Annotated in this window: 12 protein-coding genes and 1 pseudogene; 3 read left to right on the forward strand and 10 right to left on the reverse strand. The window is 45.4% G+C overall.

The window, feature by feature from the left end; genetic code table 11:
* Nucleotides 1-310 precede the first annotated feature (310 nt).
* A complete protein-coding gene (locus tag ACAY30_RS11145; RefSeq protein WP_290252782.1) occupies nucleotides 311-679 on the reverse strand; it encodes a glutaredoxin in 369 nt (122 codons plus the stop codon).
* Nucleotides 680-753: 74 nt separating this feature from the next.
* The gene (locus ACAY30_RS11150; protein WP_290252781.1) at nucleotides 754-1,302 is read right to left on the reverse strand and encodes a DUF2058 domain-containing protein; all 549 of its coding nucleotides are present in this window, start codon (nucleotides 1,300-1,302) and stop codon (nucleotides 754-756) included.
* Nucleotides 1,303-1,527: 225 nt separating this feature from the next.
* Between ACAY30_RS11150 and ACAY30_RS11155 the strand changes: the two are divergent.
* Nucleotides 1,528-2,685: pseudogene (locus tag ACAY30_RS11155) on the forward strand (chorismate mutase); the annotation flags it as partial.
* A 48-nt stretch (nucleotides 2,686-2,733) separates the two neighbouring features.
* On the opposite strand, the gene yqfB reads toward ACAY30_RS11155, so the two are convergent.
* From yqfB to ACAY30_RS11170, 3 genes are all read right to left on the reverse strand, one after another.
* The gene (gene yqfB / locus ACAY30_RS11160) at nucleotides 2,734-3,048 is read right to left on the reverse strand and encodes a N(4)-acetylcytidine aminohydrolase (RefSeq protein WP_290252779.1); all 315 of its coding nucleotides are present in this window, start codon (nucleotides 3,046-3,048) and stop codon (nucleotides 2,734-2,736) included.
* Nucleotides 3,049-3,198: 150 nt separating this feature from the next.
* The gene (locus ACAY30_RS11165; RefSeq protein WP_290252778.1) at nucleotides 3,199-6,279 is read right to left on the reverse strand and encodes an efflux RND transporter permease subunit; all 3,081 of its coding nucleotides are present in this window, start codon (nucleotides 6,277-6,279) and stop codon (nucleotides 3,199-3,201) included.
* A 3-nt stretch (nucleotides 6,280-6,282) separates the two neighbouring features.
* On the reverse strand, nucleotides 6,283-7,344 hold the full coding sequence (locus tag ACAY30_RS11170; protein WP_290252777.1) for an efflux RND transporter periplasmic adaptor subunit: 1,062 nt from the start codon (nucleotides 7,342-7,344) through the stop codon (nucleotides 6,283-6,285).
* Nucleotides 7,345-7,624: 280 nt separating this feature from the next.
* Here ACAY30_RS11170 and ACAY30_RS11175 point away from each other — a divergent pair, with 280 nt between their 5' ends.
* On the forward strand, nucleotides 7,625-8,446 hold the full coding sequence (locus ACAY30_RS11175; protein WP_290252776.1) for a hypothetical protein: 822 nt from the start codon (nucleotides 7,625-7,627) through the stop codon (nucleotides 8,444-8,446).
* Between the two features lie 73 nt (nucleotides 8,447-8,519).
* Here the strand turns inward: ACAY30_RS11175 and ACAY30_RS11180 are convergent, their stop codons facing one another.
* From ACAY30_RS11180 to acs, 4 genes are all read right to left on the reverse strand, one after another.
* Nucleotides 8,520-9,053 carry a thioredoxin family protein gene (locus tag ACAY30_RS11180; RefSeq protein WP_290252775.1) on the reverse strand — a complete coding sequence of 178 codons (534 nt, stop codon included), beginning with the start codon at nucleotides 9,051-9,053 and terminating at the stop codon, nucleotides 8,520-8,522.
* Between the two features lie 3 nt (nucleotides 9,054-9,056).
* Complete coding sequence (gene tyrA, locus ACAY30_RS11185; RefSeq protein ID WP_290252799.1) at nucleotides 9,057-10,181, reverse strand: bifunctional chorismate mutase/prephenate dehydrogenase; 1,125 nt, start codon at nucleotides 10,179-10,181, stop codon at nucleotides 9,057-9,059.
* 5 nt (nucleotides 10,182-10,186) lie between these two features.
* Nucleotides 10,187-11,269: a 3-deoxy-7-phosphoheptulonate synthase gene (locus ACAY30_RS11190; protein ID WP_290252774.1), complete on the reverse strand. Its 1,083-nt coding sequence runs from the start codon at nucleotides 11,267-11,269 to the stop codon at nucleotides 10,187-10,189.
* A gap of 298 nt (nucleotides 11,270-11,567) precedes the next feature.
* Entirely contained in the window at nucleotides 11,568-13,508 is a 1,941-nt protein-coding gene (acs, locus tag ACAY30_RS11195) for an acetate--CoA ligase (RefSeq protein WP_290252773.1), read from the reverse strand.
* Nucleotides 13,509-13,813: 305 nt separating this feature from the next.
* Between acs and ACAY30_RS11200 the strand changes: the two genes are divergently transcribed.
* Nucleotides 13,814-14,992 carry a M14-type cytosolic carboxypeptidase gene (locus ACAY30_RS11200; RefSeq protein ID WP_290252772.1) on the forward strand — a complete coding sequence of 393 codons (1,179 nt, stop codon included), beginning with the start codon at nucleotides 13,814-13,816 and terminating at the stop codon, nucleotides 14,990-14,992.
* Between the two features lie 335 nt (nucleotides 14,993-15,327).
* On the opposite strand, the gene ACAY30_RS11205 is transcribed toward ACAY30_RS11200, so the two are convergent.
* Nucleotides 15,328-16,812, reverse strand: a complete 1,485-nt coding sequence (locus ACAY30_RS11205) for a DASS family sodium-coupled anion symporter (protein ID WP_290252771.1) — start codon at nucleotides 16,810-16,812, stop codon at nucleotides 15,328-15,330.
* Nucleotides 16,813-16,826 lie beyond the last annotated feature (14 nt).

The raw sequence follows: 16,826 nt of genomic DNA on the forward strand, positions 1-16,826 counted from the left end.
ATCTTGCTGACCGTGTCGCCTCTGTGAGTAAATATAGACTGATGCCGACCACACACGCCTGGTAAGCAACATGTCAGCGCTACTGTAAAGAATTAGCCGGTTGTGATATATGACAGGTAATACGAACTTGTTATTGCAGCGGTTCACCCATTTTTAGCCACTCTAGTTGCGCGTATTTAGTAGCTAAGCCGTCAATATGTATACCCCTTTGACCAACAGCACCTTGTCAAAAGCATTAAAAAAGGGAGCTGATTTTCAGCTCCCTTTTTTATTGCGGCAGTACGGCCTATGTGTACGAGCGAACGCGCGTTTAGGCTACCTTGGCAGCCACTTCGTCGAGGTAGCGAATGATATCTGATGATTCGTACATCCACTCGGTGGTGCCATCGCTGTTATCAATGCGCAAACACGGTACTGTGCGCTTACCGCCATTGTCGATCAACTGCTGAAGGTTGTTATCTCGTTTAATATCTACCAATTTTATCTGCATATTCTGGCGCTTCATAGCCCGGCGCACTTTTACACAAAATGGGCACGCATTAAGTTGATACAAACTGAATCCACTGGTTAGTTGATCGAGTTGTTGCTGTGCATTACTATCTCGAGCTACCGATTTAGGCGTAAAAATAAAATTGAACAACAAAATAAGTTGCCCTAAGACAAAGCGAATTACCGCCATTACCTACTCCTTATAAACTGAGGCATTTGATCAGATATTATCTGAAATTTGATTCTGTAATCTAAAACGGGGAATTACCACATTAAATCATCTGGGATTTGGTACTCTGCATACGGGTCATCTTCATCAATATCACTATCGACCTTATCGTTACTGACCAAGATGACCTGCGAGTCGATTTGCGCTAGCTTGTCAGCGGTTTCTTTGGTTACCACAAACGCACTACCCGACAGAGCACAGATTGCCAAACGTCCATTGATTAGTGCTTGCTGCGTTTGCTCATTGACAAACAGCTTTTTGACCTTGTTTTGGTCGGTGTAATTGTAGGCAATGTCACCATCAATATCGCTAATGTGGTGATGCTCTAAAATTTGCTGTATGCGGTTGTGTTGTTCCTTGATTGCTAACTCTTGCTGACGCTGCTCGTTGAGAGCCTTATCACGTGCCGCTTTTTCTGATTTAGCTTTGGCTAAGTCCTGCTGTACTTGCTCTTGCAAGGTCGCTTCAACTTTCACTCCGCTTTGTTTTTGCTTTTTCTTTTTGCGCTTATCGGTATTGGCTTGACGTGCTTTTTGCTTGGTAGTCAAACCCGCTTTTAGTAATTGATCCTGTAATGAAGACATTGTACAAACCCAAAAAATTAATTTAATTTCGTCAACACGACGTGCAATATCGCTATGGTAGCAGATTTCAAGTTTTTCGTTGACAGTTTTCGTTATGGTTAATAGAGTAAATTGATAATAAAAATAACTAGCCATACCTTTGCGACCAGTTTCTCGATTTCGAATCAATTTAACGACAGCTCCAACAGCCGTTATTGCCCGTGGTCGCAACCCTAGGATATTTCCATGACCGATAGCTTAGATTTAAATGAAATACGCGAACAAATAACCAGTCTCGATCAACAGTTACTCGCATTGTTTGCCGAGCGACGCGCGCTCACCCTTAACGTTGCCAAAAGCAAAGCCGATAACGTGCGTCCGGTACGCGATCAGCAAAGAGAGCAAGAGTTATTAGTGCGCTTAATACAACTGGGTAAAGAAAAAGGTCTCGATGCACATTACGTGACCAATATTTTTCAAACCATTATTGAAGATTCGGTATTGAATCAGCAAGCGTATTTGCAGCAATTGAAAAACCCCAATCTCAGAACTCCGAAAGTGAGTGTTGCGTTTTTAGGTGATAAAGGTTCGTACAGCTATTTGGCCTCTCATCGATATTTTTCCCGTCGAGCTGAGCAAATTATCGAATTTGGCTGTGACAACTTTCAGCAAATTTTAGAGCAAGTCGAGTCGGGCAACGTCGATTACGGTATGTTACCCATCGAAAACACGAGCTCGGGGTCAATTAACGAGGTTTATGATTTACTACAACATACCAATTTATCCATCGTTGGCGAGCTATCACAACCCATCGATCACTGTTTACTCACCAGCGTCAACAGCAAGCTTGACGATATAAAGGTAATTTACACCCACGCCCAACCGGCGGTACAGTGCAGCAACTTTTTACACAAACAACAAAACATACGTATCGAATACTGTGATTCAAGTGCACAAGCAATGCAACAAGTCTATGCCAAACAAGATAACAGTATTGCCGTTATTGGTTCAGAAGAAGGCGGAGCACTGTATCAGTTGATGCCGTTGGTTAAGTCGATTGCCAACCAACAAGAAAACCACAGCCGATTTATTTTAGTCGCGCGAAAACCGGTTAATGTCGCTGAGCAAATTCCTGCAAAAACAACGTTTATTATGGCAACTGGCCAAAACCCTGGTGCGTTAGTTGACTGTTTAATGGTACTTAAACAGTTTGGTATCAACATGACCAAACTTGAATCACGTCCTATTCAGGGCCGCCCTTGGGAGGAAATGTTTTACATTGATGTCGAGGCCAATTTACAAAGCTCGGTAATGCATCATGCCTTGCAAAAGTTAACGGATTTAACCCGATTTATCAAAGTTCTCGGCTGCTATCCAAGTGAGCACATAACGCCAACGCAGGTACCTATTGACAGTTAATGACTTGTTGTTAAGCTCCGATTAACGATGAGATCAACTCACCAACTCATAATAAATGACGTAAAATTGCTGCTCACCGGGGTAAATGTCAGTAATAACGCGTTTGAGCTCGGCAAGTGTCATGTTCTCTTGCTCGGCGTGTTGTTGCGACAGTTGATCCAATGTTGTCGGTACGACCCGCTTAATGCGCAAGGTACAAAAGTATCGCCCCGTTTCATATGTTGCCACCGAGACAAGGCTGTTTGGTAAGAAATCTTTTTCGCTGCTATCGCGAATAGTAATCGTTTTTTTCCCCGACAGGATGTCGTTTTCAAAACGCTGGTAAAAGGTCATTGTCGTTAACGCCATTTACACACCTCGATAAGATAACGTTTATCTTTTCAGCATAGCTAACGCTGGCCACAGATGCTCAGTTACCCGCACAAATAAACAAAAACGCCGTACTGACCAAACGGTTAATACGGCGTTGTATTGATAATGGGTTATCGCTATAGCTAATTAGTGCTGCGCTTCAATTTGTTTAGCGATGTACTCTGGTGACTTGGTCGCTCTGCACAACCAATAGTAAGCGCCAGGGACGATAAACAAGGTGAAAATGGTTGCCACACTTACTCCAGCAAAGATCACCACCCCCAGTACCATGCGACTTTCGGCTCCAGGTCCGATGGCAATGACTAATGGGATAGCACTCATCACCGTGGTAAAAGAGGTCATAACAATAGGACGCAAGCGCTGTTGTGATGCCTGGATGATTGCATCGGTGTAGGCAATACCTTTGTCGCGTAACTGGTTGGTAAACTCGACAATTAAGATACCGTTTTTCGCCGCCAAGCCAATTAACATCACAATACCGATTTGACTGTATATGTTTAAGCTCATCCCCATGACGTACAAGCCGAGTAAGCCGCCGACCAACGCCAGTGGTACGGTTAACATAATCACTAAGGGGTGAATAAAGCTCTCAAACTGTGCCGCCAACACCAGGTAGGTAATTAGCAGGGCTAAAGCAAAGATAAACAACATCGAGTTAGCGCCTTCTTTTAGCTTTAACGATTCGCCGGTGTAATCAACCGATGCCTCAACCGGTAACTCATCTTTCACCACGTTATTGAGAAACTCCAACGCTTCGCCTAGCGTATAACCTGGGGCCAAGTTACCCGACAGGGTGATACTGCGCAATCGATTGTAGCGATTAAGTTGCTTGGCGCGGGCGTTTTCACTGAAGCTGATCAGGTTGGACATTGGAATGAGCTCAGAGGTTGCCTGTGAACGCACATAAATATTTTCAATCGCACTTGGACTGCGGTAATCGCGTTCATCGCCTTCTAAAATCACGTCGTATTCTTCTCCGCGATCAACATAGGTGGTAACACGTCGGTTGCCCAACATGGTTTCTAGCGTTTTACCGATATCACCAACCGAAACCCCAAGGTCTGATGCACGGCTGCGATCAATATTGACCAGGAGCTGTGGAGAGGTCTCTTTATAATCACTTTCCAAGCCGATAATGCCTGGGTTTTCTTGCGCTCGCGCCATGATAATATCGCGCCAGCGAGCCAGTTCGTCATAGCTATTGCCTTGCAGAACAAAACCAATCGGGCGCCCGCCTCCACTTCGACCACCTAGGCCTCCGCGACTCATAACAAACGCGCGCACGTCGGTTACTGACGCCAACTCGCGATTAAAGCCACTGATAAACTCTTGGGTTGAGATATCGCGCTCTTCCCAAGGTGGTAAGCCGATGATCGCAACGCCACCAGTACCTCGAAATCCGGGGACTCGGACAATAACACGCTCAAGTGTTCCCTCTTCGTAATGACGCAATAACTTGTCTTCAATCTTACGCATGTTGGCAGCATTGCTTTCATAGCTCGCGCCTTCGGCACCGCTCATGATCAAAAACGCGCCGCCACGGTCCTCTTTCGGCGCATACTCACTTGGCAATTGATTGAACAAGCTAGCTAATAAAGCAAACGCCAACACCATAACAATGGTCAACATCAACGGCTGCTTAATCGTTGAACGCAGGGTATTGCCATAACTCGCTTCCAATTTGGCAAAGCCTCTATCTAACAACTGCCCCAGCGAAGAGGTGCGTTGACGGTGTTTAAGCAGCTTTGAACACATCATCGGCGTCAGTGACAAAGCGGTTAAACTGGAGAATATCACCGCTGCGGCAATCGCTAATGCAAACTCGGTAAACAAGCGACCAATATCACCACTCATAAACACCAGAGGTACAAACACCGAGACCAATACTAACGTTGTGGCAATAACGGCGAAGGCTACTTCACGGCCTCCGTGGTAGGCAGCCATCAATGGCTTTTCGCCATTTTCAATACGGCGATAAATGTTTTCCAAAACAACAATCGCATCGTCAACAACAAGACCGATGGCAAGTACCAACGCCAGTAGCGTAAGTAAGTTGATTGAAAAGCCAAAAGCGTTGAGGAGCATCATAGAGCCAATCAAGGCAACAGGTACGGTAACCGCGGGGATTAACGTCGCACGAACATTACCCAAAAAGATAAAAATCACTAACACAACCATGACCATGGCGATGCCTAAGGTTCGATACACCTCATCGATCGACTCTTTAATAAAAATCGACGAGTCATAACTGGGAACAATGGTGGTGCCACTTGGCAAATTTTGCTTAATTAATTCCATCTCTGCGCGCGCAGCATCGACCACGGCAATGGTGTTGGCGGTTGATTGTTTAATAATCCCCAAGCCAACCATGTTACGTCCGTTGCCTTTAAACATGGTTTCATCGTCTTCGGCCATCACGTTTACACTGGCAACGTCAGACAACCGCACCAGTGATTTGTTTTCACCGCGGGCAATGACCATATTGGCAAAGTCTTGTGCACTTTTATAACTTCTCGCCACGCGAACGCTGAAATCGCGGTCAACCGATTCAATTTCACCGGCGGGTAATTCAACGTTCTCGGCGCGCAGCGTGTTCTCAATATCGGTAACGGCTATGTTGCGCGCAGCCATGGCTTGCCGATTGAGAACGATTTTCATCGCATAGGTGCGGCCACCACCAACCATAACTTCGGCAACGCCATTTACCGTGGCAAATCTGTCGGTGATGTAACGATTGGCGTAATCGGTTAGTTCGAGCGTATTAAACACCTCACTTTGCAAAGTAAACCAAGCAATGACATCGCCATCGTCATTGGCTTTTTGCACTTCAGGTGGATCAGCTTGATCAGGCAGGCGACGAGCTTCTGAGGCTATTTTATCTCTGACGTCATTAGCGGCGCCGTCGATATCTCGGTCGAGTTCAAATTCGATGGTGATCCGCGAACGGCCATCGCTTGAGGTAGACGATATCGACTTCACCCCTTCAATACCGCTAATTCTATCTTCTAAAATTTGCGTTATCTTGGTTTCGACAATAGCGGCTGAGGCGCCGGGGTAATTGGTTGACACCGTTACCACTGGCTTGTCGGTATCGGGGTATTCACGCAGCGGTAGTGTTAAGAAAGCGACAATACCAAAGGTGACAATAAGTAAATTCAATACGGTGGCAAACACCGGACGTTTTACTGATAAGTCAGATAAAATCACAGCTTATGACTCCGCGTCTAGTTGAGTTTTAATCGCTGCGCCATCGCGCAGCTTCAGCGCACCTTCGATTACGACCTGCTCACCTTCTTGCAAGCCACCAATCACCTCAACGGTACCGGGTTTACGGCGGCCAATTTCAATATTCATACGCTTGGCCACGCCATCTTTGGCGACAAACACAAAATGTGTTTCTTCAAATGGGATAACCGCACTTTCAGGAATTTGTAACAACTTCTCGACGTCTCGTTGGAGGATGATACTCATCAACATACCAGGTCGTAATTTTCCGTTGTCATTTGGTATTTCTGCGCGAACTTGAACGGTACGCGTGGTCGCGTCAACCCGAGGCGAAATACTGGTGACTTTACCTACAAACAAAGTATCGTTAAATGCAACATTGCGAGCGCGAATACTTTGCCCCACCTCAATCGTGTTGATAAAGCGCTCAGGAATACTGAAATCGACTTTGATCAAGCTAATGTCATCAAGCGAGGTAATCTTATCGCCATTTGAAACTAAAGCTCCGGTAGATACTTGGCGGAAACCCAACTGACCGTCAAAAGGGGCTTTAATGGTTAAGTTGTCTAACACCGCAGTTGCACTTTTTAGCTGTGCTTTCAACGCTTTGGTTTTGGCTCGCTGCTCATCTCGCTGAGATACTGAACTAACTCCGCGGTTGACCAGCTCTTCAAAACGCTTGAGTTGAGCCTGAGCGATATCAAGGTTAGCTTGTAATTCGGCAATACGCGCCTCTTCTTCATCTTTTGACAATTCGACTAAGACTTGGCCCCGTTTGACCTGATCACCGTCGTTAAAGTGAATTGACTCGACAATATCGGTGTATTGAGCGGTTAGGATAACTTGTTCGTTGGCCCTAGTGGTGCCAAGAGCTTCGAATTCATCACTGAAATCAGCCATGAGCACCGGTGCGGTAACAACACTTGTGACGCGCGCGCTACGCGACAATTTGTTCTGTTCTTGTGGCCAGTTTAAGTAGGTGAGTACAGCAACGAGCGCCGTTGCTAAAAGGAGTAACGGCCAACGAGATGAATTGGTATTTTCCATGAAATCAAGTATCCAAAAAGGTTGCGAATTTACACTGCCGGCACTATATACGAATTTTGCACGGGTTACGATTTGTATTCGTTAAAATACCGATTTTTCAGGTTAAATTAATCGAACTCTAGGTCTATAATGGGAAGGTTATTTGATCAATTCGAGTAACGCTGAACAATTCGCCATCAATCAGCCAAAAAACAAACAAATCAACAATCTATTAGACGTCTGTTTGGTAGCAACGATTTTTCGCTGGCGATAATAACAAACCAAAACACTGGGACTGGATATGAATAAACTTGCTCTTTTGGCAGCCACATTACTGTTACTTTTTGGCGGAGCCTTATGGTTTCTTGCATCAATCGACTGGAATGGTTACGTTCGCAGTCAAATAGAAATCGTCGGAAGCAAGCTCACCGACAACCCCGTCCGCGTTGAGCGAGTAGACTTAACACTCAAAGAAGGCGCCGGCAGCGTTTATGGGGTAACCTTTAGCAACCCTGAACAATATCAACAACCTCACGCCCTAGTCATCGATGAGACAAATCTTGATATCGTTATAAAAAGTTTATCGAATCAACCGATTATCATTGAAAACGTACAATTATTAGGTTCACAAGTGTTTGTTGAATTTAACAAAAATGGATCGAGCAACATTTCAGAGTTACTGCAAAATATCAATGCCAAATTCGATCAAAGTGGCGAGCCGAATGACGAAGTAAAAACCGAACCACCGCGAAAACAACGAGAATCACAAGAAACACAAGAAACACTGTTGATCGTTGAGAATCTCGAACTTAAGGACATCGCCCTGACGCTCGACTTGACCGAGGTCAATGGCAAGGTCATAGAACTGTCTCTACCGAGCATACAACTGGGTAATATTGGTGGAGAACAAGGTGTGGAAGCCAGTAAACTCGGTGCTATTATCGTCCAGCGATTGTTTAAGCAAATCAGTGTTAATGCAAAACAACAATTTGAGCGGGCAGCCAAGCAACGAGCCAAAGAGAAACTAAAGCAAAAAGCGAGCGATTTATTCAATAAACTGGTCACTGACGACAAACAGCAAGAAGAAACAAGCGAAACAAGCGAAAATCAGCCTAACAATTGAGTCCGGGCGTCGCACCATATAAAAAAGCCGTTGGTGCTAAGCGCTCCAACGGCTTTTTCATATCCTTACCTAGTTAGCGGTTACTGGTTTCGACAATCGCAATGATATCTTCGTTTATCGTTGTCGTAGCACGCTCAACCACTCGCCCTATTTCTGTCCCAGACTGGCTGATCACGAATGTCGGAGTATAAGCAATATCAGCAGCTTCAGCTAATCCTTGCGGATCAGTTTTTTGCATGTCCAGGGCAATTAACCGCACCTTATTGGATGCCAAGCCAATAGCCTTTAAAAATTTGGGTACCTCTCTAACGCTATCATGGCACCAAGTGCCAAAGTATACATCGACCCGCATATCCGACTGCAGTTTAGCGTAAATTTCCCGCTCTTCATTTGACGGTTCATAATCCTGATAGACTTGATTGAATTTGGGGTAATTTTGCAGTAATTGTTGTTCACTCACGGGGCCGACCAATACGGTTTTAGAGGCAGTTAGTTGGCTACTGCAACCCGCAGCGCTAAAGAGCAATAATGTGGTCGTTATAAGTAAAGTCAGTAACCTTGAAATAGGTAATGCGGTGCGGCGGTACTTAACAGTAATTTGAGTCACGAGTTAACCTTTTTGTGTTTTTTCTAACATAATAGATGATTCTGCCAAAAACTTATCCGCATCAATACCAAACCAAACTGAAACCTGCCTAAACTTATTGATAAAACCCTGTTTATCATTGTTTTTTATATCATTTAACATATCGCTAAAGCGGTCGCTAAAACGTCTCATCATAGCAAGGTTTTCAGGCTCAGCAAAAATGATATCGGCATATAGTTGCGGATCTTGCGCAAACAACCGGCCGACCATGGCCAGCTCAAGGCGGTAAATAGGTGAACTCATTGCCAACAGTTGTTGTAAATTAACGTCCTCACTCATTAAGTGAAAACCATAGCAGGCGGTTGAAAAGTGTCGCATCACCTGAACCATCGCCATCGCCTCATCGTGTTCTTGTGCCGCCACCTCAAACAGCTCGGCTCCCCACACCCGAAACTGCTGTAGTAGCCAATGGTATGCCGGCTCACCTCGGCCGTGACAGACAATGATGGTTTGTTTGATAAAACCGGTCACATCGGGACCAAACATAGGGTGCAAACCAACGACAGGCCCCTGATGTACTTTCATCATTTGCTTTAACGGCCGGACTTTAACACTGGTGATATCGGCTAGCACACAATGTTTTGGTAAGTTAGATAACTGCGCTATAACATCATCGGTTTGATTTATCGGAACCGCAACAATCACTAAATCCGCATTAGACAAAACCAAATCAGCATTTTGCCAGGTGTGCTTTTCAATCACCGAGACACTGTACCCCGAGCGCTGAAACAAATCGACAAATAGCGAACCGAGTTGACCTTGCCCACCAATGACCACCACATTAGCGATATCGGGATTAACGCAGCGATACCCCTGTTCGTCTTGAGAGACGTATGAATCTTGCATAATACGGCGAAACACGTCTTCAATTAATTGTTCGCTCACTTGGTATTGCTGGGCTGAAGCTTTGAGTTTGGTTAATAGTTGCTGCTCTCGTTCAGGGGCAAATATAGGTACTCCTACTCTGCTTTTTAATTCACCAACCCGCTTAGTGACCTGTCGACGCTGAGCGATCAACTCCAGTAATTGTTGATCAATGTTATCTATTTGTTGTCGACACTGCCCCAGTTGCTTATCGAAATCTTTCATCATCACTACTCGTTTGTAAATCGCGAGGCCAACACCGGTTTCAATTTGTGGTAGGTGTCATCTAACAATTGCTCAGTTGCCTGCCAGTCGATACAACTGTCGGTAACCGATACACCATATTGCAGTTGGGCTTTAGGTAACTGGCTGCTTTGACTCCCCGCGTTTAAATGACTTTCGAGCATTAACCCGATAATAGACTTGTTGCCCTCTGCAATCTGGTTAACCACATTATTGGCAACCAATACTTGTCTTTTGTAATCTTTCGCCGAATTGGCATGTGAACAGTCAATCACCAGCGATTGGGGTAATTGCGCGTGTTGCAACTGTTGCTCACATAAGGCAACGTTGACAGAATCGTAATTAGGCTGTTTGCCACCGCGTAAAATGATATGCCCATCGGGGTTACCCGATGTGGTAATTAACGCTACTTGACCATGTCGATTGATCCCCATAAACCGATGGGATGAAGCGGCGGATTGCATGGCGTTAACAGCCACATCCAGCTCGCCATTGGTCGCATTTTTAAAACCGACAGGCATCGACAAGCCACTGGCCATTTCTCGGTGCGTTTGCGATTCGGTGGTTCTGGCACCAATAGCAGACCAACTAAACAGTTCAGCTAGATACTGTGGGGAAATAGGGTCGAGCGCTTCCGTTGCCAGCGGCAGGCCAATTTCAGTCAGATAAAGCAGTAACTCTCTGGCGATTTCGAGACCGGTTGTTACGTCAAAGCTACCATCCATATGCGGATCGTTAATCAACCCTTTCCAGCCAACGGTAGTTCGCGGCTTCTCAAAGTAAACGCGCATGACAATATACAAACTTTGCTGATACTTATCGTGTAATGCTTTCAACTTTCGCCCATATTCTTTGGCTGCCTCAATATCGTGTACCGAGCAAGGACCGCTAATCACTAACAAACGGTTATCGCGTTTGTGAATAATATCGGCAATGGTTTGCCTCGCTTGCAAAATAAATAGCCTATTGGCTTCACTCAAAGGCAATTTGGCTTTTAGCTGATTTGGGCTGACCAATACTTCTTCACTGTTTACGTGAATGTCACTTAATTTAATTGATGTATCAGTCATTACGCGATCTCTTAGTGTGTATAGTCAATTATTTGCTGTTGCATAATACGGCGAGGCACATCAGAAAGTGGCGGATGGAGAAAAGTTCCGCAACAAGGTATAAAACAGTCGCTATCGCCGCCAAACTTCAGAGTTCATAGACAAAAACGTTAAAACAGGTGTCAATACGCTAAACCATGCATGCCTTAACTGTTATTTGTAACAGCTAAGGCATTAGCAAGCAATGGTTAAGTGGTAACTCTGCACTAACCAAAGTGCTTAGGCATAGAGTTAGGTTAGTACCAGTTTACCTTGTGATTTAACGTATTAAACGCTTATCTATCAAGTCCGCTACCACACTCGGATCGGCGAGCGTTGTGGTATCGCCAAGATCGTCGAGCTTATTTTCAGCGACTTTTCGCAAAATACGACGCATAATTTTACCGGAGCGAGTTTTCGGCAACCCTGGCGCGTATTGAATAAGATCTGGTTTAGAAAAACTACCGAGTTCATGTGCGACCAGATCCATTAATTCACTTGTCAGTTGCTCATTCGACTGTGCGCCCTTCATCAAGGTTACGTATGCGTATACACCTTGCCCCTTGATCTCGTGCGGATAGCCGACAACCGCAGCCTCAGACACTAATGGGTGTAATACTAACGCACTTTCTATTTCAGCGGTCCCCAAGCGATGACCCGATACATTGAGCACATCATCTAGGCGTCCTAAAATCCAATAGTAACCATCGGAATCGCGCATTGCACCGTCTCCGGTAAAGTACACACCGTCGTATTGACTGAAATAGGTTTGATAAAAGCGATCGTGGTTACCGTACACCGTGCGCATTTGCCCAGGCCAACTTCCACTCATCACTAGCGCGCCACGTCCTTCACCTTCGACGATGACACCGTCTTTATCAATTATTTGCGGTTGAATACCAAAAAACGGTAAGCCTGCGGCACCGGGTTTCGTTGCGGTACACCCTGGCATCGAGGTAATTAATACACCGCCAGTTTCTGTTTGCCACCAGGTATCTACGATAGGACAACGCTCGTTACCAACCACTTTATAATACCAAAACCAGGCTTCTGGGTTAATCGGCTCTCCCACCGTACCTAACAAGCGCAGTGAAGACAGATCCTTGCTGGTGACATATTGATCCCCTGCGCCCATTAAGGCGCGAATCGCGGTAGGTGCTGTGTAGAATATATTCACCCGGTGTCGCTCCACCACATCCCAACACCTCGATTCATCAGGGTAATTTGGCACGCCTTCGAACACTAACGTCGTTGCGCCATTGGCAAGAGGCCCGTAAAACACATAACTGTGCCCGGTGATCCAACCGGCATCGGCAGTACACCAATAAATATCACCGTCGCGATAATCAAATACGTATTTATGGGTCATCGCTGCATACAACAAGTAGCCACCACAGGTGTGTAACACCCCTTTAGGGGTACCGGTTGATCCCGATGTATAAAGGATAAACAACGGGTCTTCTGCATCCATAGGCTCTGGCGGGCAGTGGGCATCGACCGTTTTCACAAGCTGTTGGTAACAAACATCAATGTTCTCATTCCAAGCTACATCTGCATCGCGATGATTAAACACCAATACCGTGTGCACATTCGGACAATCGGCAACAGCAGCATCAACACTGTCTTTGAGGGGGATTACCTTGCCGCCGCGTATACCTTGGTCCGCGGTGATCACCACTTGACAATCAGCATCGAGAATACGCGATTTAATCGACTCACTGGAAAAGCCACCAAACACCACCGAATGGACAGCGCCGATACGAGCACAAGCAAGCATCGCGTAACCGGTTTCAGGGATCATTGGCATGTAAATACACACCCGATCACCTTTTTTTACGCCACGGGCTTTTAGCACGTTAGCAAACTTACAAACCTCTTGGTGCAATTCGTTGTAGCTGATATGGCGAGTATCACCGGGTTCATCGCCTTCGAAAATAATCGCGGTCTGCTCGCCGCGCTTTGCTAAGTGACGATCGATACAATTGTGGCTCACATTGAGTTTACCGCCGGCAAACCACTTAATTTGTGCTTGCTGTAAGTCAATGTCGCTGACCAGATCAAACGGTTCAAACCAATCTAAGTGTTTAACCGCTTGCTCGGCCCAAAAGGTATCGGGGTCGTCAAGTGATTGTTGATACATGGTTTGATAGGTGTCTGGGTCGAGATAGCTTTGCTTAGCCGCATCCGCTTTAATCGGATAAAATTTTTCTAGTGGTACCATAACGGGGCCTGTTGTTCGCTTTTGTATTATTTACGTTATTGTTTTTATTTCAATTTTATTATCAATGATAGTTATCGCTAACTTTTGCGCTGTTTGCAAGTATTTGCTTGCCATTACTCGCACGACGTATTGACTAAATAAATAGCGCAATATGTTCTATTGCGCCGTGTTTTGGCTTACAAGCCCGAATTGCCAACAACCTCCACATAGGCTTTCCCTAAGGCGGGCAATATCTTACGAGCAGCGGGTTACAACATCGGCAAATGTTGTTAGAGTGTAATGACTATCAAGTGGTAAGGTGCATTATGAAATTATTGTTTAGACTCTGTTACTTACTGTGTTTTTTTCAGGTAACAGCAGATGCCTGTGAAGCGGGCGGTATTAAGGTAAATACCGACTTTGACGGTGCGAGTTCCGCAAACCTTCTTACTGAGTGTATGATTGATATTGAAAATCAGCATATTCGCCTCACTTTCCAACCTGAAAACACGCCGATTAATAACAGTCCTTGGTATGCCTTTAAAATATCAAGTCAACAACCACAAAACGTAAGTGTCAAAATTTCGATTGTAAATGGTAGCCATCGCTATCATCCTAAGTACAGCGTTGATGGCAAACACTGGCTACCGTTAACATTTACAACGTCAGATGAATACCTTGAGTTTAAGCTTCACTCTGCAAAACACCCCGTATGGTTGGCAGCTCAAGAACTGATAACAAACAACGATTATCACCTCTGGGCAAAAGAACTAGCAACGCATTTTGATATCAAAACAAGCGTGCTTGGTTATTCGGTGCAGCAACGACCAATATTGAAACTGATCAGCGATATACCGCAATCAAATAAATGGGTTATCTTAGTCGGTCGCCAACACCCGCCGGAAGTGACCGGTGCTATGGCATTATTTAGCTTTGCTGAAACGCTGTTATCGACCTCGACTTTGGCACAATCATTTCGTCGTGAACATAACATCATGATTTTGCCAAACATCAATCCAGACGGTGTCGCGCTGGGCTATTGGCGTCATAATGCCAATGGTGTCGATCTTAATCGCGACTGGCAAGCGTTTAAACAACCGGAAGTAAAGGCGGTTGACGATGCCTTGTCAGAACTAACAACCAAAGGCCACCATATCGTTATGGCGGTAGATTTTCACTCCACCCATAACGATATTTTTTATACCATGCCGCACGATTACGGGATTAAACAACCTTATTTAGTTAAAAATTGGCTTAATTTGCTCGACTCAAAGTACGTCGACTTTAATGTTATCCAGCGTCCTGGGAACAATCCTGATCGCGGTGTGTTTAAGCAATATATCGCCGATACCTATAAAGTGCACGCCATTACCTATGAGATGGGTGACCATACTGATAGAGCGTTTATCAAGCAATTTGCTGTTGATGCGGCAAACACCTTTATGCAGAGTATGTTAACGGCACAGCACGATCAGCTACATCTAATAGCCAAACCCAACGACTAACAAGCAGACCTTGAACAGAGTGTTAGACACGGGCGAGTAGTGTTCGCGGTATAACCCGCGAGCGCGGGCGAATTATGAGCTTTGGAAAACCGTGCCAAAGCCGCCAAAGGAGGCCTGTGTTTGCCAAGGTGCGCGCCCGATAGTAGCGATGAGCCACTTGCTAATTGGAGACGATGCAGTCTGAACCACAACGCGAGAAAATACATTTCACCGTAAAAAGTAAAAAGCTCAGAGTATTTTTACTCTGAGCTTTTTATCCGTGCCTAACGAGGTCACTGGCTTCGCCAATAACTGATGGCATTATTATACAGACTACAACCCGTTATCGAGTGTATCTACAGTAATATCAGTGGTGCCCACCAAACGGCAATTACGGTAATTAATAGCAAACCAATGATATTTAGCATCACCCCTGCTCGCACCATTTGCGGAATACTGAGCTTGCCTGAAGAAAACACAATGGCATTAGGTGGGGTCGCAACCGGTAGCATAAATGCGCAACTTGCAGCTAAGGTGATTGGCACACACAACAACAACGGGTTGATGTCACCTTGAACAGCAATGGCTCCCATCACCGGTAAAAAGGTTGCCGTGGTCGCTAAGTTACTGGTTATTTCCGTCAAAAATATGACTAAACCCGTTGCCGCAATAATCAATATAACCACGCTCCAGAGCGCGATAGGTGAAATACTCTCACCTAGCCACAGTGCTAACCCAGATGATGAGAACGCCGACGCTAAGCTTAAACCGCCGCCAAACAAGACCAATACGCCCCATGGCAAGCGATTAACATCATGCCATGTCATCAATTGAGCCTGAGATTGAGAGCCACTGGGCAAAATAAATAACACCATAGCGGCAGCCATCACAATACCTGCGTCGGATAGACCTTCAATATTAAAGTAGCTGGTCAGCGGGCGCCGCAACATCCACAATACCACCACGAGGCTAAATACTATTGCAACGCGCTTCTCCGGCGCTGACATTGGCCCGAGTTCAGCCTTCAACGATTTGATATGCGCGTTCACTTTATCATTTGCCGGAATCGCCACGCGATATAAAACCCGAGTTAATGCCCACCAACAAATAGGCAGCATGACAACCATCACAGGCACGCCAACTAGCATCCAACGAGCGAATGATACTTCGATACCGTAATTATCAACCAAAAATGCCGCTAAAAGAGCATTCGGAGGCGTACCTACCAAGGTCGCTAAACCGCCAATGGTGGCGGCATAGGCCAAGCCAAGTAATATCGCGATTTGAAATTGGGCTTTTTGCTTATCAGACAGCTGCGGGGTATTTTCGATAATCACCGTTGCAACAGATAACGCGATAGGCATGAGCATCATTGTCGTTGAAGTGTTGGTCATCCACATCGATAACAGCGCGGCAACAACCATAAAACCGAGAATGAGCTTGCGTCCATCAGTACCCGTTTTTTCCAAAATTAACAAGGCAATTCGCTTGTGTAAATTCCAGCGCTCTACCGCTAGCGCCAAAATAAAGGCACCTAGAAATAAATAAATGATCGGATTTGAGTATGGCGCAGCGGCCTCTTTAAGCGAGGCTATATCTAGCATTTCAAATGTTACTATGGGTAAAAAGGCCGTAATCGGCACCGGCACCGCTTCGGTTGACCACCACGTGGCCATCCACAAAGCTACGCCGGCGGTATTCCACGCCACAGGTGACATGGTGGTTTGAGTATCTGCGCTAAGCATCATCAAAACAAAAAACAAAGGCCCGAGTACGAGGCCATAATTTTGATAATTAGCGCGTTCAGCTGAATACGCTAGATGGGTAATTTTTTCGGTCATATGAAACACCAATG

Origin of the sequence: Thalassotalea ponticola, assembly GCF_041379045.1 — a bacterium.
GTDB lineage: Bacteria > Pseudomonadota > Gammaproteobacteria > Enterobacterales > Alteromonadaceae > Thalassotalea_A > Thalassotalea_A ponticola.

What these genes read in the sequence shown, in the direction of transcription:
- ACAY30_RS11145 (WP_290252782.1), bottom strand. Translation starts at nt 679, where the DNA reads ATGGCGGTAATTCGCTTTGTCTTAGGGCAACTTATTTTGTTGTTCAAT.
- ACAY30_RS11150 (WP_290252781.1), bottom strand. Translation starts at nt 1,302, where the DNA reads ATGTCTTCATTACAGGATCAATTACTAAAAGCGGGTTTGACTACCAAG.
- yqfB (WP_290252779.1), bottom strand. Translation starts at nt 3,048, where the DNA reads ATGGCGTTAACGACAATGACCTTTTACCAGCGTTTTGAAAACGACATC.
- ACAY30_RS11170 (WP_290252777.1), bottom strand. Translation starts at nt 7,344, where the DNA reads ATGGAAAATACCAATTCATCTCGTTGGCCGTTACTCCTTTTAGCAACG.
- ACAY30_RS11175 (WP_290252776.1), top strand. Translation starts at nt 7,625, where the DNA reads ATGAATAAACTTGCTCTTTTGGCAGCCACATTACTGTTACTTTTTGGC.
- tyrA (WP_290252799.1), bottom strand. Translation starts at nt 10,181, where the DNA reads ATGAAAGATTTCGATAAGCAACTGGGGCAGTGTCGACAACAAATAGAT.
- ACAY30_RS11190 (WP_290252774.1), bottom strand. Translation starts at nt 11,269, where the DNA reads ATGACTGATACATCAATTAAATTAAGTGACATTCACGTAAACAGTGAA.
- acs (WP_290252773.1), bottom strand. Translation starts at nt 13,508, where the DNA reads ATGGTACCACTAGAAAAATTTTATCCGATTAAAGCGGATGCGGCTAAG.
- ACAY30_RS11200 (WP_290252772.1), top strand. Translation starts at nt 13,814, where the DNA reads ATGAAATTATTGTTTAGACTCTGTTACTTACTGTGTTTTTTTCAGGTA.
- ACAY30_RS11205 (WP_290252771.1), bottom strand. Translation starts at nt 16,812, where the DNA reads ATGACCGAAAAAATTACCCATCTAGCGTATTCAGCTGAACGCGCTAAT.